Origin of the sequence: Photobacterium minamisatsumaniensis (genome assembly GCF_050336695.1) — a bacterium.
Classification (GTDB): domain Bacteria; phylum Pseudomonadota; class Gammaproteobacteria; order Enterobacterales; family Vibrionaceae; genus Photobacterium; species Photobacterium minamisatsumaniensis.
In genome coordinates this window covers 216100-238977 of the sequence record NZ_JAKJSI010000012.1, presented here as the reverse complement: position 1 = coordinate 238977, position 22878 = coordinate 216100, and the positions used below count along the sequence as shown (strand labels likewise).

Annotated in this window: 15 protein-coding genes; 9 read left to right on the top strand and 6 right to left on the bottom strand. The window is 45.8% G+C overall.

Annotation, left to right across the window (positions count from 1 at the left end; translation table 11 throughout):
- Positions 1-254 precede the first annotated feature (254 nt).
- Entirely contained in the window at positions 255-2189 is a 1935-nt protein-coding gene (locus L4D78_RS04870) for a TonB-dependent receptor domain-containing protein (RefSeq protein WP_428465890.1), read from the top strand.
- 75 nt (positions 2190-2264) lie between these two features.
- Here L4D78_RS04870 and L4D78_RS04865 read toward each other — a convergent pair whose 3' ends face one another.
- The 3 genes from L4D78_RS04865 to rdgC all read right to left on the bottom strand — a co-directional run bounded on the left by L4D78_RS04865 (position 2265) and on the right by rdgC (position 5029).
- Complete coding sequence (locus tag L4D78_RS04865; protein ID WP_428465889.1) at positions 2265-2519, bottom strand: YfhL family 4Fe-4S dicluster ferredoxin; 255 nt, start codon at positions 2517-2519, stop codon at positions 2265-2267.
- Between the two features lie 4 nt (positions 2520-2523).
- Positions 2524-3930: a prephenate-dependent tRNA uridine(34) hydroxylase TrhP gene (gene trhP / locus L4D78_RS04860; protein ID WP_428465888.1), complete on the bottom strand. Its 1407-nt coding sequence runs from the start codon at positions 3928-3930 to the stop codon at positions 2524-2526.
- Between the two features lie 187 nt (positions 3931-4117).
- Entirely contained in the window at positions 4118-5029 is a 912-nt protein-coding gene (rdgC, locus tag L4D78_RS04855) for a recombination-associated protein RdgC (protein WP_428456134.1), read from the bottom strand.
- Positions 5030-5183: 154 nt separating this feature from the next.
- Between rdgC and L4D78_RS04850 the strand changes: the two genes are divergently transcribed.
- From L4D78_RS04850 to L4D78_RS04830, 5 genes are all read left to right on the top strand, one after another.
- Positions 5184-6425 carry an exonuclease SbcCD subunit D C-terminal domain-containing protein gene (locus tag L4D78_RS04850; RefSeq protein WP_428465887.1) on the top strand — a complete coding sequence of 414 codons (1242 nt, stop codon included), beginning with the start codon at positions 5184-5186 and terminating at the stop codon, positions 6423-6425.
- A gap of 32 nt (positions 6426-6457) precedes the next feature.
- Positions 6458-10249, top strand: a complete 3792-nt coding sequence (locus tag L4D78_RS04845; protein WP_428465886.1) for an AAA family ATPase — start codon at positions 6458-6460, stop codon at positions 10247-10249.
- 185 nt (positions 10250-10434) lie between these two features.
- Complete coding sequence (gene phoB / locus L4D78_RS04840; RefSeq protein WP_428455923.1) at positions 10435-11124, top strand: phosphate regulon transcriptional regulator PhoB; 690 nt, start codon at positions 10435-10437, stop codon at positions 11122-11124.
- A 69-nt stretch (positions 11125-11193) separates the two neighbouring features.
- Positions 11194-12501, top strand: a complete 1308-nt coding sequence (gene phoR, locus L4D78_RS04835; protein ID WP_428465885.1) for a phosphate regulon sensor histidine kinase PhoR — start codon at positions 11194-11196, stop codon at positions 12499-12501.
- 147 nt (positions 12502-12648) lie between these two features.
- A complete protein-coding gene (locus L4D78_RS04830; RefSeq protein ID WP_428465884.1) occupies positions 12649-13632 on the top strand; it encodes a PstS family phosphate ABC transporter substrate-binding protein in 984 nt (327 codons plus the stop codon).
- 89 nt (positions 13633-13721) lie between these two features.
- Here the strand turns inward: L4D78_RS04830 and ppx are convergent, their stop codons facing one another.
- The 3 genes from ppx to L4D78_RS04815 are packed head-to-tail and all read right to left on the bottom strand — an operon-like array spanning position 13722 to position 17860.
- Positions 13722-15224: an exopolyphosphatase gene (ppx, locus tag L4D78_RS04825; protein WP_428465883.1), complete on the bottom strand. Its 1503-nt coding sequence runs from the start codon at positions 15222-15224 to the stop codon at positions 13722-13724.
- On the bottom strand, positions 15221-17314 hold the full coding sequence (ppk1, locus tag L4D78_RS04820; protein ID WP_428465882.1) for a polyphosphate kinase 1: 2094 nt from the start codon (positions 17312-17314) through the stop codon (positions 15221-15223). Before ppk1 ends, ppx begins: the two co-directional genes overlap by 4 nt.
- Positions 17315-17353: 39 nt before the next feature.
- Positions 17354-17860, bottom strand: a complete 507-nt coding sequence (locus tag L4D78_RS04815; protein ID WP_428465881.1) for a glycine cleavage system transcriptional repressor — start codon at positions 17858-17860, stop codon at positions 17354-17356.
- Positions 17861-18138: 278 nt separating this feature from the next.
- Between L4D78_RS04815 and L4D78_RS04810 the strand changes: the two genes are divergently transcribed.
- The 3 genes from L4D78_RS04810 to pstB are packed head-to-tail and all read left to right on the top strand — an operon-like array spanning position 18139 to position 22871.
- Complete coding sequence (locus L4D78_RS04810; RefSeq protein ID WP_428465880.1) at positions 18139-20382, top strand: ABC transporter permease subunit; 2244 nt, start codon at positions 18139-18141, stop codon at positions 20380-20382.
- A 49-nt stretch (positions 20383-20431) separates the two neighbouring features.
- Positions 20432-22045, top strand: coding sequence for a phosphate ABC transporter permease PstA (gene pstA, locus L4D78_RS04805; RefSeq protein ID WP_428465879.1), 1614 nt, complete (start codon positions 20432-20434; stop codon positions 22043-22045).
- Positions 22046-22052: 7 nt separating this feature from the next.
- Entirely contained in the window at positions 22053-22871 is an 819-nt protein-coding gene (gene pstB, locus L4D78_RS04800) for a phosphate ABC transporter ATP-binding protein PstB (RefSeq protein WP_428465878.1), read from the top strand.
- The last annotated feature ends 7 nt before the right edge of the window (positions 22872-22878 follow it).

Sequence of the window (22878 nt, the reverse complement as noted above, 5' to 3'; positions counted from 1 at the left end):
TCCGATCTTTCTTAACACCATGATTAATCGTTCTGCCTGATAGCTCTATTACTTGTGTCGGGTGGAACTATTTCCTGTTGGTATTTTTTTGCGAGCTGACTTCCTGACAGAGGCTAACTATTACTGTGTGGAATATAGGTGACTGACTTTAAACGGATTTTAATGTAACAGTTGTAAAGTTTGTTTACTTGAATCGCTCAGTCTAGACAATGAGAGGTATTGATAATGCTTCTCATTAATGTTGGATAAAGCAAATGATACAAGGCCGTACATTTCCCCTGACTTTTCTTAGTGTTGCTGTTTCTGCTGCACTTGTTATGAACCCAGCCCAAGCTCAATCAGAGAATGAATTGATTGATGAGACAATGGTGGTGACGGGAAGAATATCCTCTTTGCCGGATATTGTGATCGATGCCGATCAGTTACAAAAACGCCAAGCCAATGACCTGAGTGATATTTTCCGTACGGATCCAGAGGTTAGCATCGGTGGTGGTTCAAGTGTATCGCAGAAGATTTATGTGCGAGGGCTTGAAGATACCATGTTGAACGTTTCCATTGATGGGGCAACTCAGTCTGGCTATATCTACCATCACCAAGGGCAATTATCGATCGAACCCGAGTTGTTACAGCAAGTAGAAGTTTCTGCCGGTGCTGGTCGAGCAACGGATGGTGCAGGGGCGCTAGGGGGAGCAATTCGCTTCAAAACCAAAGATCCTTCAGATTTACTATGGGGCGATCAGCGTTACGGTGCCTTGGTGAAGGCTGGATATTACGATAATACAGAAGGCTATAAGACCAGCCTGAGTGGTTATGGTTACTTAACCGATACTATCAGTGCACTTGCGACATTATCTTATAGCGATCTGGATAACTTTACCGATGGCAATGGCGATGAGCAAGCTCATACCGGAGCCGAAAATAAAGTCGGATTCGTAAAATTAGTCGGTGAGTTTACCGAGTCACAAAAGCTGACATTAAGCTATGACAGACGTGAAGATGAGGCTTTTCGCTATCATCGTCCGCAGTGGGTCGAAAGCTTCAAAAATGTGCCGATTAACCAAGAAATGATCCGTGAAACCTATACTGGTAATTACCTGTTTGATCCCGCCAATAACTCATGGCTGGCACTGGATGTTACGGTTTATGGAACAGAAACCTCGCTAGAGCATATTGATGGCCCATGGGGTGATTATTTGGGTGAGGCAAAAAGCTATGGCGCTGATATTCGTAATACCAGCACATTTGCTGGTAAGCATAACGTAACCTACGGCGTCGAATACCGTGATGATGAAGGTACGCTAGGCAGCCCTATTTATGGTTCTGATAAAGACAGCGGTAAAGTGAAAGGGGTATATGCCCAAGGTGATATTTACTTGATTGATACGCTGCTGCTGAGCTTGGGCGGACGTTATGACGAGTATGAGCTGCAAGAGTCAAACGGACCAAGCTTTGACCACAGTGGCTTCAGCCCGAATGCAAGCCTGACCTATGAGGTGCTTCCGGGGCTATCTGTTTATGGCGGCTATGCTGAAGCCGTGCGTGGTGCACAAGTGCGTGAAATTTTTAAGCTTGATGGCTCAAACAGTAGTGAAGATCGAAAAGAAGAGCGGGCTAAAAATACGGAATTAGGCGTTAACTGGCTCCGTGATGGGCTGAGTGTTTCGGCAACGGCTTATGTCACCAAGGTTGAGGATGTTGTTGGCGAGACAGAGCAACGTGAGCTGGATAATTTAGGTGAGCTTGAAACTAAAGGGTTTACTGCACGTGTGGGTTACCATTGGCAAGCTGTCTCAACCAGCTTGAGTTATAACCAGTCGCGTCCGGAATTAAATGGTGAGCCATTGAATGATGACACCAAAGGCATTGGTACAGCGATAGGGGATACGTGGGTTGCGGATATCGGCTACCAAGTTTTTGATGGCCTTGATATTGGCTATAACGGTCGCTATGTCACGCGGTTAACCGATGTCGCTGAAGGGTATGATGAAAAAGCAGGTTATGCTGTGCATGATATTTATGCGCAGTGGCTGCCAGTCGCAAATCAAGATCTAACTTTAACGCTGACTATTAAGAACTTGCTGGATAAAGCCTATCGCTCACATGCAAGCTATGGCAATAACGGTGAGGTCGCTCAGGGGACGCTCGAGCCTGGGCGTGATATCCGTTTCAATGTTGCTTATGGCTTCTAGTTAAATGCTGTCATTGATAGCCGGATAACAGGCATAAAAAAAGCGCCTATCGGCGCTTTTTTTTAGTGTTACGGATCAAGTTAGTCCTTGAAGCATAACGAACTTTTCAAGCAGCTCATCGTCGGTTTCGATATTGTCGGGATCGACGATGATACATTTTGTAATCGGACAAACAGACTGACAGGTTGGTTTGTCGTAGTGCCCTTTACATTCAGTACAACGAGCTGGATCTATTTCATAGAACTCTTCGCCCATGGTGATTGCTTCGTTCGGACACTCAGGATCACACATGTCGCAGTTGATGCACTTGTCATTAATGAGCAATGCCATCGAATTATTTACCGTCTGCAGAACCGTGCGGGCTTCGAGTATCTTGGCCTTCGCTTAGGTTGCGCATTAGTAGGCCGTACTCTAAGTCCATATCAGCAGGCACAGGAATAAACATGAAGTGGCCGTTTCCTTTCGCATCATCAACAGATTCTGATTTGCGGTTTTCCATCACTTCAAGCGTGAAAACAACGTTACCTTGCGGTGTCATTACTTCAAGGCTGTCGCCGACCATGAACTTATTCTTAACATCGACTTCTGCAAGATCGCCACGACGCTTACCAGTGAACTCACCCACAAATTGCTGAGTATCAGAAATAGAGTAACCGTATTCGTAGTTTTGGTACGCATCATGTGTATGACGGCGTAAGAAACCTTCGGTGTAGCCACGGTGAGCCAAGCTTTCTAGTGTACCCATTAGGCTTTCATCAAATGGTTTGCCAGCGACTGCATCATCAATGGCTTTACGGTATACCTGCGCAGTACGAGCACAGTAATAGAAAGACTTAGTACGGCCTTCAATTTTAAGTGAGTGCACACCCATCTTCGTTAGACGTTCTACGTGTTGAATAGCACGTAGGTCTTTCGAGTTCATAATGTAAGTGCCGTGCTCATCTTCAAAAGCGGCCATTTTTTCTTCAGGGCGGTGAGACTCAGAAAGTAAAACAACTTCGTCTGTTGGTTTACCAAGACCGAGTGTATTGTCAGGACGTGCTTCTTGCACTTCAACTTCCTGTACGTTAACACCAGTATTTGCTGGTTTCGCTTCAACAATCTGACCGTTTTCGTCTTCTTTTGCTGCTTCTGTTTTGTATTCCCAACGACAAGCGTTAGTACACGTACCTTGGTTAGGGTCGCGTTTGTTCATGTAGCCAGAAAGTAGGCATCGGCCTGAGTAAGCCATGCATAATGCACCGTGAACGAAAATTTCGAGTTCGGTCTCTGGGCAGTGTTCGCGGATCTCTTCGATTTCTTCTAAAGAAAGTTCACGAGACAGAATGACACGCTCAACACCTTGGGTTGACCAGAATTTCACTGTGGCCCAGTTAACCGCATTCGCCTGTACAGACAGGTGAATAGGCATTTCAGGGAAGTTTTCACGTACCATCATGATAAGGCCAGGATCAGACATGATTAAGGCGTCTGGGCCCATTTCTACGATAGGCTTAAGATCGCGAATAAAGGTTTTTAGTTTCGAGTTATGCGGCTGAATGTTACATACCACGTAAAGCTTCTTGCCTTGGGCATGTGCTTCATTGATACCGATTTGTAGGTTCTCGTGGTTGAATTCGTTGTTGCGAACTCGAAGGCTGTAACGAGGTTGACCTGCGTAAACAGCATCTGCGCCATAGGCGAATGCGTAACGCATGTTTTTAAGGCTGCCCGCAGGCGATAACAATTCAGGTTTAAACATAGCTCTTAGATTCCAGTGTCTGATTCCAAATCAGGCCGTATCGCAGTGGGATACGGATGTGAGGCGGGATTTTACTGTGATCGGCTGCACAATACAATGGCAACGAAAACGGAATAAAAAAGCGAGAAACAGAATGCGTAGAGCTTCTGTTTCTCGCTATTTAATGGGCTGAAGGAATAAGCTTGGGTTAAGCTTTAGCTTCTAGGCCGCCAAGTACTTCGAATAAGTTCGGTAAGAAAGCCGAGAATTCACCTGCCATTAAAGATAAGTCGGCATCAATGCGTGCTGCCATTTCTTCACGGTCGATGTCTTCGTTTTGATCTCTCAGCTCATCTGAAAACTTCAGACGCTTGATTGATAAGTCATCGGCCAAGACGAAATCAATGCGATCTTGCCAGTTGATTGCCAGCTTGGTAACGAGCTTATCCGCTTCGATATGAGCAAGAATTTCATCACAAGATAAATCTTGTTGCTTACAGCGGATCACGCCGCCATCTTCAAGAATAGCTTTCAGTTCAGCTTCTTCGCCAATAGTGAAACCGCTTGGTGAAGTGTTCGAGCGAACCCACTCTGTCATGGTCAGTTCAGCCGGTTTTTCTGGTGTAACCGGAATAACAGGTAGGCTACCGATAGATTTACGTAGCAGTGCTAGCATATCTTCTGCTTTCTTGAAGCTACCCGCATCGACAAGGACATAGCCTTCTTTTGGCATGATCAGCGCGTAGGTTTGGCTCTTACGGCTGAATGCGCGCGGAAGTAGATCCATCACGATTTCATCTTTGATGGTGTCTTTCTCGCTCTTTTTCAGCTTGCGGCCATGCTCCAGCTCTTGTGCTTCAACCTTCTCATTCAGTGACTCTTTGATCACTGAGGCTGGCAGCATTTTTTCTTCTTTACGCGCACAGATCAGGATATTGTCACCAATAACATGGGTGAACATATCGCCGTGTTTACCTAGCGCATGTACCCAACCAAATTTCTGCTGATCCTGACTGCCACACGGAGTAAAGCGAAACTCTTCTAGCTGCTTTTCCAGTTGGTCAGGATTGAGGTCGATCTCGCGGCTGAAGCGATAGGTAAGTACGTTTTTAAACCACATCATGGCTGTTACAGATCCTTGGTTGTGCATTTGGCTGTCAATCTTATTGCATTGGCTAGGGTTTGTCTTAAGTTTTCTGTTTGGCGTGGCTTTGAGGGATGAAAAATTACGGTACAATCAGCTTAGTTTTCCTTATTAGGTCGATATATTCGTCATGAAAATTCTCCATACCTCCGATTGGCACCTTGGTCATCAACTCCATGGCTATAACCGTGATTATGAGCACCAGTGTTTTTTGGACTGGCTCGCTGATACGCTAGAACAACAGCAGGCCGATGCTTTGTTGGTGGCTGGGGATATTTTTGATACTGCCAATCCTCCTGCGAGTGCATGGCGGATGCTGTACCGCTTCATGGCGCGCTTGGCGAAAACGATGCCGCAACTTAATGTGGTTATGGTTGGTGGAAACCATGATTCTCCGAGTAAGCTTGATGCGCCGCACGAGCTGCTAAAAGCGTTTGATCTGCATATGGTCGGCGGTATTCACCGCCATCAAGATGGCAGCTTAGATACTGACCGTATGCTGGTACCGTTAAGCGACAGCTCGGGGAAGCAAACGGCTTGGGTATTGGCTGTACCTTTCTTGCGCAGTGCTGACTTACGTACAGATGAACTGAATGATGATGACGATCGCCTGATCAAAGGTGTAGAAACCCTGTACGGTGAAATGACCGCAGCCGCGCGTGAACGCCAGCAAGAAGATCAAGCACTCATTGGTATGGGGCATGCGTATATGGCTTCTGGCAAGTTGTCAGAAATGTCGGAGCGCCGCGTACTTGGTGGTAATCAACACGCTTTGCCCGCAACGATTTTTGCTGATGATATGAGTTACGTGGCTCTTGGTCATTTGCATTTGCCTCAGATGGTTACCAAGAAAGAACATATTCGCTATAGCGGTTCACCGTTGCCGTTGTCGATGTCGGAACGACGTTATAAGCATCAAGTGGTCATTGTTCAATTGGAAGGGCAAGCCATTTCATCTATCGAGCCAACTTTGGTGCCAAGAGTGGTCGATATGCTCAAAGTGCCCGCCTCTCCTGCACCACTCGAGCAAGTACTTGAAGAATTGACCGCATTGTCTGTCGAGGACTTCCCCCGAGAGTCACAGCCCTTTTTGGAAGTCCATGTGCTGCTTGATAAGCCACAGGCGCTATTGCGAGAAAAAGTGCTTGAAGCGCTAGAAGGTAAAGCCGTTCGTTTGGCTAAAATAACCCCGCATTATCCGCCGCAGGCACAGCAACAGTCTTTAGGTGAGAAGCGATTGTCTGATGTGTCACCACAGCAAGTCTTTCAGCTTAGCTGGGCGCAAAAATACAGCGGCGAGCCAGAAGCAGGAATGGCCGATGCATTTGAAAGTTTGCTTGTGCAACTTGAAGAAGACAGCAATAACCAGTAATTACCGCGTCCATATAAAAGAGAATAATAACGATGAAAATTATCGCGTTAAGAGGCCAGAACTTGGCTAGCTTACAGCAACCGTTTGAGATTGATTTTGCTGGTGGGCGTTTAGGTGATGCTGGTTTATTTGCTATCACAGGTAAAACCGGGGCAGGTAAATCAACCTTACTCGATGCGATATGTCTCGCCTTATATGATCGAATCCCTCGGTTGCAGTCGAATAAAAAAAACGATGCAGAGATTGGGCGTGATGATGATAGTAGCCGTATTAAAGCCAATGATGTGCGTAGTATTTTATCGCGTGGCAAGGCCGAAGGTTATGCCGAAGTTGATTTTGTTGCCAATGACGGCAGTCACTGGCGTGCGCATTGGCATGTACGACGCGCGAGGGGGAAAGCCGAAGGGCGGATCCAAGCGTCTGAGCAATGGCTAGAGAACCTTGAAACCAATCAACGTTTTGCCGGTAAAAAACAAGAGCTACAAGTGGAAATGGAACGCTTGATTGGTTTGTCTTTTGATCAATTTCGTCGCGCAGTGATGCTACCGCAAGGGGAGTTCGCTGCCTTCCTTAAAGCTGGGGCAGATGAGCGAGCCGCACTACTTGAACGTATGACTGGCGGGGAGATTTATGGTCGCTTATCGATTGCAGCCTACGAACGTGCACGAGCAGAAAAGCAGCAACTTGAGCAGCTGCAAGAGAAGCTCGGTGATATTGCACTGCTGTCAGAGGAAGACAAGCAACAATTAGCCACACAGGTTGACTCACTCAAGCAGCAAGTTGAGCAATTAGATACGCAGCTACAAGCTTTCAAGCAACATCAGCAGGCGTTGAAAATTGATGCGCAATTGGCTGAACGTGTTAGTCAGGTGCAAAAGCAGTTAAAACAGGCTGAAGAAGATAAGGAAGCAGCGGCTCCACGTTATGCCCAGCTCACCTTACTTGAACAAGTTCAACCGGCACAGCGTGACTTTTCGCTATTACAGCAAGCTCAGGCGCAAGTTACTAAAGTAGCAGACGCCTTGGCAGCCGCTCAGACAAGCTTAAAACGTGAAACTGAGCTTCACCAAGTTAGTGATCAACAAGTGGATGCCGCAATGGCAGCGCTTAAGAAGGTGGAACTTCAGTGGCAACAGGTTGAGCCGACATTAAAAGAAGCTGCGAAATGGGATTTAAAAATTGCGGGTCTACGTGAGCAGTTGCAGCCGCAAGAGGCCCAACGCCAACAGCATAGCCAAATGCAGCAAACGCAGATGCAGCAAGCCACGAGCTTGAAACAGAAACAGCAAAGCTTGGCGCAGCAGCATAGTGAGTTGGAGCAGTACTTTGTAGAGAAACAGGGCTTCAAGAGAATTGCCGAGCAAGCATCGTCAGTAGAAGACAATGTGAAGCAGTATTTAGCCGCTCATCGCACTAATAGCGGTTTGCGTAAAGAGTTCCAACAGATCGCGCATGATCTTAACGATCACGCGGCACGACAAAGTGCGCTTGAGCTGCAGATACAAGATTTGAATGCCCAAAAAAACGGGTATGAAAACCAGAAGCAGGCATTTGATTTTGATGAGTTAGAAGCACTTCAACAGCAAGAACGAGCGCAATATGCTGAAAAACAGCAGTGGCGTGAACAGCTACTCCAAGGTTTGTCTGGGGTAAAGGAGTGGCAGTCGTTACTGCGCCAATACGATAAAACCGAGACAGAATGGCTGCACTCAACGACACAACTTAAAGCGGCAGGCCAACGCATCGATGTATTAAAGCCACAGATTGTGACTTTATCGGTGCAACATAAAGAAGTGGAGTCGTTGTTGCAGCAAAGCCGTGCTGTCATGCAGTTAGATGATTACCGCGCAGAGTTAAAAACAGACGAAGCCTGCCCGTTGTGCGGTTCCTATGATCACCCTTATGCGACAGACAACCCTATTGCTGAAGGATTGATCCAGACTCAGCAAACTCGTTTAACGGAGCTAACGAAACAATGGCAAGCCGCGGAAAATGAAGTGAGCCATTTGGGTCAGCAGTGCATTACTGAGCAACAACGTATTGCTGCTCTCGAAACCGATAAACAATCACTGAAAGTACAAATTACCCAGTTATTTGAGCAGTACTCAGCAGTATTTGATGGATTGCATGCTCAAGATGAAAGCGTGTTATCTGCAGGGGCTAATTCTGAAACATTAGCGTCGTTGATGGCGATATGGCAGCAACACGTCATGCAAACTGACGCGCTATTAAAACAATTACAACAATCTGGTGAGCATCGCCAGCAACAAATAAAGCAAGGCCGCCAGCTTGAGGTTGAGTGGCAGCACGTTCAACAAGCAATTAATAAGCAGACAGAGCAGCAACATGCTTTAGCACAACAGTTCACACAGTGGCAATCGCGTCAGCAATCCATCGAGCAACAGCAGGCTACGCAATCTTCGATATTGGCTGAGCGCGAGCAGGCGTTGAATGAACAGTATGGTAATGATCAATATGGTAATGAACAATGGTTAGCGCAGTTAAAACAGCAAGGTGAAGAAGCGTTTTTTACTCAACTGCACACTGATGTACAGCGATACCTGACAAACCAGACGTTGCTAACCGATATAGAAAAGCAATTAGCCGTATTGACTCCAGAGCTTGCTGAGGCGCAAACAGCATTACGTAATACTGAGCAGCGCGGGACAGAGATCGACAATATCATCAGCTCTTTAAAACAAGAGATAGAGCAGCTGTGGCAACAACGTGTTGCACTGGTGGGTGAGCAGCAATTATCCGAGCTGGAATCGCAACATAAGCAAGCATTGCACGATCATCAAGCCGTATTAGAACAAGCACAAGTGCGTCAGCGCCAGTCGGGTGAGGCAATGGCCGCTGCTGAAGCATCTGTGGGCAGTGTTCAGCGGCAACAAAGAGACGCTCAACAGTCGCTTGATGTACTGCAAAACAACTGGAATAAATGGTTAGAAAAGTTCAGCTTAGCGAATGAAGAGCTAGTGGCATTATTGAGTAAAGGCGATGATTGGCTGGCGCAAGAACGTGAAGCGTTGAAACTGCTTGAACAAGCTGTGTCTGCGGCGAATACGGTGTTGGACGAACGCCAGCAAGCTGTTGTTGATCACCAACCTATCATTCTTCTGGCGAAGCAATGGCTCTCTGAGCACGAGATTTCATTTGAACAAATGGAAGACACGCCAATTGTTTCATCTTGGCTGGCCAGCAAAGCTGAGTTGGATGAACAAATATTCCAAGGGCGCCAACGCTTGGCGCTTGCCGAGCAAGCCGAATTACAATCAGGGGCATTGACTGAGCAATTAAAAGAGCAGCAAGCAACGACAGAGTTGTGGCTGCAAATGAGTGAGTTGATAGGCTCTGCAACAGGTAATAAATTTCGCACCCTTGCTCAAGGCCTAACGCTACAACAGTTGGTGGTTTTAGCTAATCAGCATTTGCAAGATTTAGCGCCTCGCTATGCCCTTCAACCAGTACCAAACAGCCCGCTTGCATTGCAGGTTATCGATCATGATATGGGGGATGAAGTCCGTAGTGTTGAATCTTTGTCTGGTGGCGAAAGTTTCTTGGTATCATTGGCTTTGGCCTTAGCCTTAGCGTCATTGGCTGCAGATACCCGCCAGCTTGGATCATTATTTATTGATGAAGGCTTTGGCACGCTCGATCCCGATAGTTTAGAAATGGCATTGGCTTGTTTGGATGCATTGCAAGCCGATGGTCGTCAGATCGGGGTGATATCCCATGTCGGTACATTGGTTGAAAGGATCGGCGTGCAAGTTGCTGTAGAAGCGCAGGGAGGCGGTCGCAGCCATATCACTGTGAAAGGCTAGGTGTTTGTTTTAGATATATAACTGTTTGATCAGAGTAAAATGTCTATATGAATAGCATGTGAGACTAGTCGCATTACAAAATGATATACATAAGGTTACGTTTTTCTCTGGTTAAGTCACAAAAGTGTCATACTTAACACACATAATGGCGCTCGAAAGACAGCAATTAATAGGTAGAAAAGATTATGGTAAGACGGATTCTTGTTGTGGAAGATGAAGCTCCGATCCGCGAGATGCTTTGTTTTGTACTAGAACAAAAAGGATATCAAGCAGTTGAGGCTGAGGATTATGACGCGGCACTCGAGAAGCTTTGCGAACCATATCCAGAACTTATTTTGCTCGACTGGATGTTGCCAGGTGGTTCAGGCATTAACCTGATCAAGCACCTTAAACGTGATGAAATGACCCGCCAGATCCCTGTTGTTATGCTTACCGCCCGCGGTGAGGAAGAAGACAAGGTACGTGGTTTGGAAGTGGGCGCAGATGACTACATCACCAAGCCATTTTCACCGAAAGAGCTAATGGCGCGTTTGAAAGCGGTTATGCGTCGTGTATCTCCAACATCACTTGATGATGTGATTGATGTACAAGGCCTAAAGCTTGATCCTGTTTCTCATCGTGTGACATCAAATGATTCACCACTTGATATGGGACCGACAGAGTTCAAAATGCTGCACTTTTTCATGACGCACCAAGAGCGTGTATACAGTCGTGAGCAGCTGTTAAATAATGTTTGGGGCACCAATGTGTACGTGGAAGATCGTACGGTTGATGTTCACATTCGTCGCTTGCGTAAGGCATTGGAAACAGACGGTCACGATAAATTGGTTCAAACCGTTCGTGGCGCGGGTTATCGATTCTCTACCCGCATGTAATGCAAAGAGAAAGTTGATTAAGGCAGTAAATACAGCAGAACCTAAAACGTCGCTGTAACGGAGTAAAGCATGGTAGAACGGCTATCGTGGAAAAAATTAGTTTGGGAACTGATGTTTTTCTACTTGCCATGGGTCGCACTTGGCTTAATTTTTGGCTATATGCCTTGGTTTTTGCTGGTGGCGACTTGGATCCAGTTAATTTGGCATTTCCACAATCAATTGAAAATGTCTGATTGGCTGTGGAAAGAGCGCAGCTTAACTCCGCCTTCCGGCTCTGGCAGCTGGGAACCCTTATTCAACGGTATCTACCGTTTACAGCAGCGCAACCGACGTCGCCGTAAAGAGCTAGCCACCTTGATCCGCCGTTTCCGTAACGGTGCAGAATCCCTTCCTGATGCGGTCGTTGTCTTTCGTAGCGAAGGGAATATTGTTTGGTGTAACAAGCTAGCTCAGCATCTACTCGGTTTCCGTTGGCCTGATGATGCCGGCCAGCCAATCAGTAATTTACTGCGTAGCCCCGATTTTGTACGTTATTTAGCAAAGCAAGCATTCGATATACCGCTGGAAATTACTTCACCGCTCAATTACGATCGTACGTTAGAGTTGCGTATTATGCATTACACCGAAGGGGAATACCTGATGGTGGTGCGTGATGTGTCTCAGGTTAAACAGCTTGAAGGCATGCGCCGTAACTTTTTCGCGAATGTGTCCCATGAACTGCGTACCCCGATGACAGTGCTGCAAGGTTACCTCGAGATGTCGAGAGATCCTGAAATGCTAATTGGTCCTATGTGGGATAAAGCACATGGGGTAATGACCGAGCAATTAGTGAGAATGAACTCGCTGGTGGAACAATTACTAACGCTGTCTAAAATCGAAGCTGCGCCGAATATTGAATTAGAAGAGATCATCGATGTGCCTTCGATGCTCGATGTCTTAGAAAAAGAAGCTGTGTCGTTAAGTGGCAGCAATGAACATGTGTTTACCTTTGAGGTTGATAGCGCATTAAAAGTGCTTGGTGATGAAGATCAACTACGCAGCGCGATCTCAAACTTGGTTTATAATGCGGTGAAGCATACGCCGAGCCATGCCGAGGTAAAAGTGCATTGGTTCTTGTCTCCTACGGGACCTCGTTTAGAAGTCACGGATAGTGGTGAAGGGATTGAGCCTCAGCATATTCATCGTCTGACTGAGCGTTTTTATCGGGTTGATAAAGCGCGCTCGCGAGAGACGGGAGGCAGTGGCCTTGGTTTGGCTATTGTGAAACATGCATTAAGTCACCATGACTCTCAGCTTGAAATTGAGAGTGAAGTTGGTGAGGGCAGTACGTTTGCCTTTACTCTGCCTCAGCGCCTTATTGCGGAAGCAGCGGCTTAATACATAGCGGGTATGCATATTGTGCTTAACCCATGTAAAATTTGAAGATGAACATACCCAGCGGTCTTTATGACCGCTTTTGTTGTTTTTATCGGGAGTAATACTGGACTAATGAGAACCCTGAAAAATCAATCATTGGGACGGTCTTTGTCCGCAATAACTCACAAGTATTTAAAAGCCTTTTCTGTCTGGAGTTCATTGGTGCTTTTGATGGTGAGTTCTTATGCCAATGCGAGCCCAACGAACACCCTACCCGAATATCAAAAAGTCAGTGGCGTATCAGGTAATTTATCCTCGGTTGGCTCTGATACCTTCGCTAACTTAATGACTTATTGGTCGGAAGAATTTAAGCGTTACTACCCCAGTGTTAATATTCAGGTTCAGGCTGCGGGTTCATCCACCGCACCAACCGCGCTAGTGGAGGCAACGGCTCAATTTGGCCCGATGAGCCGAAGAATGAAGTCGAAAGAGATTGAAGCGTTTGAGCGTGAGTATGGTTATATGCCAACTGAAATACGTGTTGCCATTGATGCGTTAGCGGTGTTTGTTCATGAAGATAATCCACTAGAGGGATTGAACTTCGAACAGATTGATGCGATTTATTCACGTACTCTGCGCTGTGGTGGAACGCAGCCAATAACGCGTTGGGGGCAGCTAGGGTTAACCAGTAACTGGGCGGCACGGGATATCCAGCTTTTTGGTCGCAATTCTGTTTCAGGTACTTATGGGTACTTTAAGCAGCAAGCTCTGTGTTTGGGTGATTTTCGTAATAATGTGAATGAACAGCCTGGCTCGGCGTCTGTTGTGCAGTCGGTCGCAAGCTCGTTAAACTCAATAGGCTATTCAGGTGTGGGTTATAAAACAACGGGGATACGCGCGTTACCTATTGCGAGAGAAGGGGATGACTACGTTGAAGCAACCCTTGATAACGCGGTGAGTGGTCGCTATCCCTTAGCAAGGTACTTATACGTTTATATTAATAAACAACCGGGTAGACCTTTACCGCCACTTGAAGCGGAATTTATCCGTTTTATATTGTCCCATGACGGTCAAGATATCGTTGAAAAGGACGGGTATGTGCCACTGCCGGCTGGAACCGCGGAAGCTATTTTGACCCAACTCGGGCTATAGTTGAAAAGCGCAATGAATCAGTCATAAAAAGCGGGCTTAGCCGGATGGTTAGCCCGCTTTTATTATTTATAGCTTGTATTGATTTGAGTTCAATCTTCGTTGAGAGTGAGCTTCCAGCCTGTTTTACGCCAATACTCTTGTTCTTGCCGTAAGTCCGCAGCAAGCAGTCGGTTATTTTTTTCCCAGCCGTTCGGTAATGATAGTTGCCATTCTTCTTTATCGGCTGCAACCACGATGTTTGGTAAAGGTTCTTCACTACGTTGGCCATTTAAGGCGACGGCTAGCCGTAACGTGCGGATCAGTGGGTACAAGTGCTTGCGCTTGTAGATGCTCAATTCTGGCATCTCCTCAAGCTTTAGGCTTTTGCGCTGAAACCGCACAAGTGTCGCCAGAACAGTTTGCTGTTCGAGGTTAAAGCCCGGCATGGTGCTGTACCTGAGTAAATAAGCGGAGTGGCGGTGGAAGCCTGGATAGCTGATACTGAGTCCTGCTTCATGCAGCAGTGCCCCCCAGCAGAGTAATGTCGCAAGCTCTGCCTTTGTCATGCCCGGCTGTGGTTCGACTTGATTATACAGCTGCTCTGCCGTTTCTTTTACTCGGTTCGCTTGATCTATATCGACATTGTATTGGCTTGCCATGGCGGTCGCAGTGCGAGAGCGAATATCACTGTGGCGAAAACGCTCTTCCATTTCATAAAGCAGGCCTTCACGTAGAGCACCATCAGAGAAAATCATTTCGTCGATGCTGAGGGACTTAAACACCGCAATCAAAATTGCGACACCAGCCGCGAAGACGGATTTGCGATCCTCACTCAGGCCAACAAAGTCGAGGTCGTCGGCATTTTTTACGTTGAGGATATCGTCACTTAGCTGTTCTAATCTTTTAAGGGTGATCACGCCATCGGTATGCCCTCTGCCACTCAAAACCTCCTTAATGGCTTTGATGGTACCGGAAGAGCCGATTGCTGTTTGCCAGCCTTTATTACGGTACTTTGTCGCAATACTTTCGAGCTTTTGTTCAGCCGCCAGTTGTGCTGATGCCATGTTTTTACTTGAAATTTTCCCCTTAGGGAAAAAGTATTTATTATAGCTAACACACCCCATGTGTTTACTGTAGGCGAGCTTAGTCGAGAAGCCTTCGCCAATGACAAGCTCGGTACTTCCTCCTCCAATATCAACAACCAGCTTTTTACCTGTTTCTGGTTGGGTATGCGCAACACCTAAGTAGATCAATCGAGCTTCTTCTGTGCCAGGGATGATCTCTATGGGATAGGGGAGAACACTTTCCGCTCGCTTTAAAAATACCGCGGCATTTTGTGATTGGCGTAAGGTGTAAGTGGCGGCAATGCGGATATTCTCAGGCTCAAAACCTTGAAGGCGTTCAGCAAACATTGCTAAGCAATTTAAGCCACGTTGAATGGCTGCTTGGTCAAGGTTGTGATGCTCATCAAGCCCTGAAGCAAGATGAACCCGTTGTTTATGGCGGCTTATAATTTGTAAGCTTTGACCAACGATGCGCGCCACAACCATATGGAAGCTGTTGGAGCCCATATCAATGGCGGCTATCTCACGAGGTCGAGGTTGTTCTGTCATTCGCTCTTTTCGCTCTTTTCGGCTTGCTTCTTTAGCTGCTTTTCAGAGTGCTTAAGGTAATCGTAAATCGCAATTTGTGAGCGAATTTTACGTTTGTTGCCTCGTGGCACATACTCGTTCGTCATCTTTTTGTCGATGATCCGTGCTTTTACCGTATCCGAGAATTGGATATTGAGAATATCAATGATCTTTTTCTTGAGCGTAGGGTCGTGGATCGGACAGCCTACTTCGATACGATTATCAATGTTACGTGTCATCCAGTCAGCGGATGAAATATAGACATCAGGATCGCCGTTATTTTCAAATACAACCACCCGAGGGTGTTCAAGGAAACGATCAACGATACTGATCGCGGTAATGTTTTCGCTGATCCCTTTAATGCCGGGAATGAGGGTACACATACCACGAACAATAAGTTTGATAGTCACCCCTGCGCTACTGGCTTGATAAAGCAGGTTAATCAAACCTTTATCAACTAAGTTGTTAACCTTTAGTGTAATACCTGCGGGCAGTTTTTGCTTGGCATGGGCAATTTCACGGTCAATGAGATCATAAAGGCGTGAGCGTGAATTGCGTGGTGAGACAATAAGCTCTTTAAATTTAACTGGACGATATGGATTTTGAATGTAGTTGAAGACCATTCTCACTTCGTCAGTGATCGCCTTATTACAGGTCATTAAGGAGAAATCGGTATAGATACGGGCGGTTTTCTCATGGAAATTACCTGTACCAAGGTGAGCATACCTGACGAGTTCATCGCCTTCTCTTCGGGTAATTAAGCATAGCTTAGAGTGAATTTTCAGTCCCGGAACGCCGAAGACAACATATACACCCGCGTCAGTTAAACGCCGTGCCCACTCGATATTCGCTTCTTCATCAAATCGAGCTTGGAGCTCGACAACCACAGTGACACTTTTACCGTTATTGGCCGCATCGATCATCGACTCGATAATCCGTGATTTTTTAGCAACGCGATAGATATTAATTTTGATGCTGCGCACCTTGGGATCATAAGCGGCTTGGCGAACAAGCTCCGTCATATGATTAAAGGTGTGATAAGGGTAATACAGTAAAATATCTTGGGCTTTTATTGCTTCAAATGCATTGCGCGCACTGATGAACTGGTAGCTGTTAATAGGGGGGAGTGGCTTGTTTTCTAAGTAGTTACGACCAACATTGGGGAAACCAATGAAGTCGACAAAATTATGATAGCGCCCACCCGGAATAATACTGTCATAGTTCGAGACCTTTAGCAGGGAGCATAGCACATCGATCATATCGCTTGGCATATCACGCTGGTAGACAAAACGTACAGGCATTGCCGTAAGGCGTTGGTTAAGGCCTTCAGACATTTGTTCCAGTAAGCTGTGTTCAACTTCTAGGCTAAGATCGTATTCGGCATCTCGGGTCATCTTCATCGAATAGGCCGCAAGGCTATCGTATTCAAAGAACCCACTGAATATATCATCGAGGCAAAATCGGATAATGTTATCGAGTAAAATTAATGTTTTACGTCGTTTTCCTTTTGCTTCTGGCAGCTGAATAAAACGCGGTAATTGATCGGTTGGGATTTCAATCAGTGCATAGCGCTTACTGTCACCTTGCTGCATTTCTATTGCAAGGTAGGAGTATTCATCTTTTAGAAACTGTAGTAGTTCGATGTCGTCATTAAGTAAAATAGGATTAATATGCGGCAAAATGGTATTGCGAAAGTGTTTGCGTAACCATTGCTGCTGGTGGTCATCTAGCTGTTGTTCGTTAACCAGAAAAATATGGCGGCGTGCCATTTCTAGCAGTATTTCATTATAAAGCGTATCAAAGTCTTGATTGAGCTTTAGTACCCGGCTCTGTATTTTGCTCAGTAGGTGCTTGGCTTCTTCATTTCTGCCTTGCTCCTCATCAATGATGATCCGGCGTTTTATATCGGCAAAACGCACTTTATAAAACTCATCAGTATTACTCGAGTAAATGCCTAAAAAACGGACGCGTTCAATCAGAGGCACAGATTTATCTGCAGCCTCCTGTAAAACGCGCTCATTAAATGAAAGCCAGCTTAGTTCTTTATCGATATAGAGAGGTTCGTTGCTCATTGTTATCCTGTAAGAAGCAGTGGCCTGAGTAAAATAACGCTATTCGTTATTATCTATATCAACAGTGAGATCATCGGCAATACGTTCAAGGGTCTCTTGGACGGTATCAATACTTACTTCTACAGGTAGCTCTAATTCAAACTCAGCGGTGAAAATAGGGTATCCCCAGTTTGGCGCGCTGTGAGTTTCGGTTTTGAGCTTGTTGATATTGATTCCCAGACGATTAAGTGTCGTGGTGACATCTTTCACGATACCGACTCGGTCATTGCCCGTGACAAGTAAGTGGTGCAGGACAGAAGAAGCCAGTGTTTTGCTTTCATCTTCCACAATCTGTACTTGCAAGCCGTCAATATTGTTTAATGCTTGGCTAAGCACCGTAATATATTGGTCGGCGACTTCGAGTTGGATTATTCCTGCAAACTGACCCGCGAGCTTACTTAAGCTGCTTGATAGCCAGTTACCATTGTTTTGGTAAACCGTATCGGAAAGGGTTTCAACAAGGCCAACGCGATCTTTACCAATAACTGTCAAAATGAGGTGCTTCATAATCATATCCTTATGCTTAAATTTTCAGCATTATTATTATGTGATGATGTGCATTTCCTGTCTAGTCACAAGCGAACATTCCGAGATATGGGTACGATGTGATGTCACGATCGAGAAAGTACAGGACATTTATGACAGTTATATTTAGCTGAATTGATTTATTACATAATTATTTCAACGACTAATGAATAAGCGAATGGTTGTTCGTGAATGACTGTCATATAATTGTAATAGAAGGGCGATATCATTGGTAAACGTGTAAATTTATTGAGGTAATAATGGCGAAGGCCGGTGCATTTTTAATGGGTGAAAATCCTGGCCGTAAGGTAAAAGATAAGTTTGTCCGCTATGGCGTAACAGCGGGTGGCATCTTTGTGCTTATTACTCTTGTCCTCATCTTTTTCTATTTGCTTTATGTCATTTTTCCTATTTTCTCGAGTGTAAAAGTCACTGAGCAACAGTCTTTCGAAACGTCGTTTACTGATAAAACGCAGGCTGTTTCTATCAGTGATCATAACGACGCTATTTATCGCCTCTCTGGTAATGGTGTATTAAGTGTTATTCAGCTTGGTGCTGAATCATTGAATAAAACATCACCTTCAGCGCCGAAAATCGTCGAACAGCTAACGCTGCTTGATAACACGACAGTTGTTGCGGCAACGCTTCCAACCCAGGCAATATTTGCTGTTGGTGGAGAAAAAGGAAGCGTTCAAGTCGTTAAGCCTGAAGCGCCGCGTTTTATCAATGGGCGTGATAATCAGGTGGCATTTAATTACCCGCTTGGTCGCGATCCCATTCAGCTTGACCCTAATGGTCAGCCAATCATTAAACTTGCTGTTACGGTAAACAGCAGCCAAGCTGCAATAATCGGTGTAACCGCTGATCAGCGTGTCAGGGTTCGCCTTTTAAATCAGCAAAGTTCGGCCTTTGAACCAAGTGACGGTTGGCAATCTGCGTCATTTGAAGTGGTAGGTTTGCCTGATTTAATCAATGCATTGGCAATTACCCCTGACACTCGTACAGCTTACGCACTGTCTGGCCAGTTGATCTATGTTATTGCACTTGAACACGACTCAGGATATATCCGAGATGTCGTTGATGTTAGCAATGGCAATAGTGTACCTGAGCAACTGGTGTTACTGTCTGGCGCCCATTCATTACTGATCAGCAATAGTGATAATAGTCTATCTCAGTGGTTTGAAGTGTTGAACGAGGGGAAGCGAGTATTGACTCGTACTCGTGACTTCAAGGTATCTGATTCCGAGATTCATTCCGTTGTCCCCGAGTATACGCGTAAGGGCTTTTTTGCCCTTCAGCAAGATGGTCAATTATCCGCTTTCTACACCACCGTTAACGGGGCGATTTATAACGATACTCCCTTTATTGGTGATTTGCCTGAGCGATTAGTTATCTCTCCTCGCGCAAATCAATTGCTTACGGTATCTGGCAATCGTTGGCAGGTTTATGGTGTTGAAAATAAACACCCAGAAATAGGGTTCGCCTCGCTGTGGCAAAAAATTTGGTATGAAGGGTATCCAGAACCTGATTATGTATGGCAATCAACCTCGGCCAGCGATGAGTTTGAGCCGAAGCTAAGTTTAGTGCCGATAGTCTTCGGTACCTTTAAAGCTGCGTTTTATGCGATGTTGTTTGCCGTACCAATGGCATTGGCCGGTGCGATATATACCGCCTATTTTATGTCGTCGAAAATGCGCAATGTTGTTAAGCCTACAGTCGAATTAATGGAAGCTTTACCGACGGTTATTTTGGGCTTTCTTGCGGGTATTTGGCTTGCCCCCATTGTCGAAAATAATTTAGCAGGGATCATGCTGCTGATTGTCGCGTTACCGATTAGCATTGTGCTGGCGGGGGTTGGGTGGTCGTTACTTCCGGGTCGTTGGCGGCATCGTATTCCTAATGGTTTTCATATTTTATTATTAATGCCCGTGATTGTATTTATTGGGTATGCTTGTTTCGCAGTCAGTTCGTTTATGGAGGGCTGGCTATTTGCCGGCGATGTGCGGGTTTACCTGACTAATGAATGGGGTATTGGTTACGATCAGCGCAATACGCTGGTGGTTGGCATCGCGATGGGCTTTGCCGTTATTCCCACGATATTCTCCATTGCTGAAGATGCTATCTTTTCGGTTCCAGGGCACTTAACCAGCGGTTCGTTAGCGCTGGGGGCAACCCACTGGCAAACATTAACCAAGGTTGTGTTGTTGACAGCAAGTCCCGGTATATTCTCAGCTATCATGATGGGTTTAGGCCGAGCGGTTGGCGAAACCATGATTGTCTTGATGGCGACAGGTAACACCCCAATTATGGATTGGAATATTCTTGAGGGGATGCGCACGCTTTCTGCGACAATCGCCATCGAGATGCCTGAGAGCGAAGTGAATAGTTCACATTACCGTGTCATGTTCCTTGCCGCCTTTGTTTTGTTTGTTTTCACTTTCTTCTTTAATACGATCGCAGAGCTTGTTCGTCAGCGTTTGCGAGATAAATACAGCTCGCTATAACCGAGTTGTATGAACTGATAAGAGCTAAATTGCATGAATAATTTATACCATGGGTAATTGGTTTAGATCCGGCTCTCCTTGGATTTGGCTAACGGGCGGAGCCGTTAGTTTAAGCCTTGTAGCGGTTTTAGGGTTATTGCTATTAATTGGCTGGAAAGGGCTGAGCTATTTCTGGCCAGCGCCTGTGTATCAGTTTGATATTAAGCAGGGTGCCAATACTTCTGTGGTCATAGGCGAAATTTATGGCCGTAAAGTTGTCCCTGTCGAGCAGCTTGCTGATGCTGGTATTGATACATCTGGGTTTGGTGAGCAGAATGTACTGCGTTACATGGTGAAGACTGGTAACCGTGAAATGGCTGGCAGCGATTTCGTCACATTTCTAGAACCGTATATTGAAAATCAGTCACTAGCCCAGGGTGTTATGGTGATTGAACGGCTTAAAAATGGCCGCTTTTATGGGTTTCCTGTCCACCTCACCGATAACGGAAAAGCGCTCCCGCTAGAGGCACTTCCTGATAGTTTAGCGGCGGCTGAGGCTATTCGAGATCAGATCCGAGTTATCGAGAATACTGAGCTAGCAAGCATCAATCGCCAAATCGAGCAGTTGCGTCGAGAGAGTCTTCATACTCCTGATGATACGGTGATTAATACCCAAAAAGCGACTCTGGAAGCGCAGTTTGAGTTGGTTGCAGAGCAGCTGCAATCGCTTCATCGACAGCTTGATACTGATATTTTGACTGTCCGCGAAATGTCGGGTGTTGAAGTTGAAATCTCGATGGGACAAGTTCTTGATCTCTGGCACCCAAATGAGCTGACTTTTAGCGGTAAATTTGGTCATTGGTTAAAACAACTGGGTAAGTTTGTCAGTGAGGATCCTCGAGAGGCAAATACTGAAGGTGGCGTATTTCCTGCGATATTCGGTACGGTCTTTATGGTGTTATTGATGAGCGTGATCGTGACACCATTAGGTGTCATGGCAGCCATTTATCTCCATGAGTACGCGGGGAAAAATATCGTCACTAAATTGATCCGAGTTGCTGTTATTAATCTTGCTGGCGTTCCTTCAATTGTTTACGGTGTATTTGGCCTAGGTTTCTTTGTTTATATGGTGGGGGGAACGATCGATGATATCTTTTTCTCTGATCAACTGCCGGCACCAACATTTGGTACCCCTGGTATCTTGTGGTCGGCATTGACCTTAGCCATTCTTACTCTGCCTGTGGTGATTGTCTCGACAGAAGAAGGTTTAGCACGTATTCCGAGTTCAGTACGCCACGGCTCATTGGCATTAGGGGCGACTCAAGCAGAAACGCTATGGCGTATTGTATTACCGATGGCAAGCCCTGCTATTATGACCGGGTTAATCCTTGCTGTTGCCCGTGCTGCCGGTGAGGTTGCGCCATTAATGCTTGTCGGGGTGGTTAAAATGGCACCTTCATTACCCATTGATAGCCATTTTCCTTACTTGCATTTAGATCGTAAATTCATGCATCTTGGTTATCATATATATGATGTCGGCTTTCAAAGTCCTAACGTAGAAGCCGCACGTCCACTTGTATACGCCACGTCGTTTTTGTTGGTGACGGTGATTGTTGGGTTAAATTTAACTGCTATCGGGATCCGTAACCACTTGCGTGAGAAATTCCGTTCTTTGGAGCAATAACGAGATTATGTTTTCAATCAACTCCCCGATAGGCTTGTTTGAGCCGATTGATTTGTCTGTTTTGCCCGAGGATAAAACCGCGCTTACGATTAAAGGGCTAGACCTTCACTATGGACAGCATCAAGCGTTGTTTAATATCAACATGCGTGTTGCAAAAGGACAGGTAACGTCTTTCATTGGTCCTTCTGGCTGTGGTAAATCAACGCTACTCCGCTGTATTAACCGGATGAATGAGCTGGTTGAAGGGTGCCGTGTCGACGGTGAAATCATCCTCCATGGGCAAAATATCTATGGCAGTAAAGTCGATGTAGCGTCATTACGCCGACGTGTCGGAATGGTGTTTCAGCGGCCAAACCCTTTTCCTAAATCCATTTATGAAAATGTGATTTACGGTTTACGGCTGCAAGGTATAAAAGACAGACGTGTGCTGGATGATGCGGTTGAAAACTCATTACGCGGTGCCGCACTGTGGGATGAGGTGAAAGATCGACTCCATGAAAATGCATTTGGCTTGTCTGGTGGTCAGCAGCAACGTTTGGTGATCGCTCGAGCAATTGCGATAGAGCCGGAAGTGTTATTGCTTGATGAACCGACCTCGGCACTTGATCCGATTTCAACCTTGACCATCGAAGAGTTGATTAACGATCTTAAAAACAAATATACGGTGATCATCGTTACCCATAATATGCAGCAGGCGGCTCGTGTGTCAGATAATACTGCCTTTATGCATATGGGAGAGCTGGTAGAGTACACCAGTACCAATGACATCTTTACCACACCAAAAGAAAAGCGTACCGAAGATTACATAACTGGCCGATACGGTTAAGGAGAGA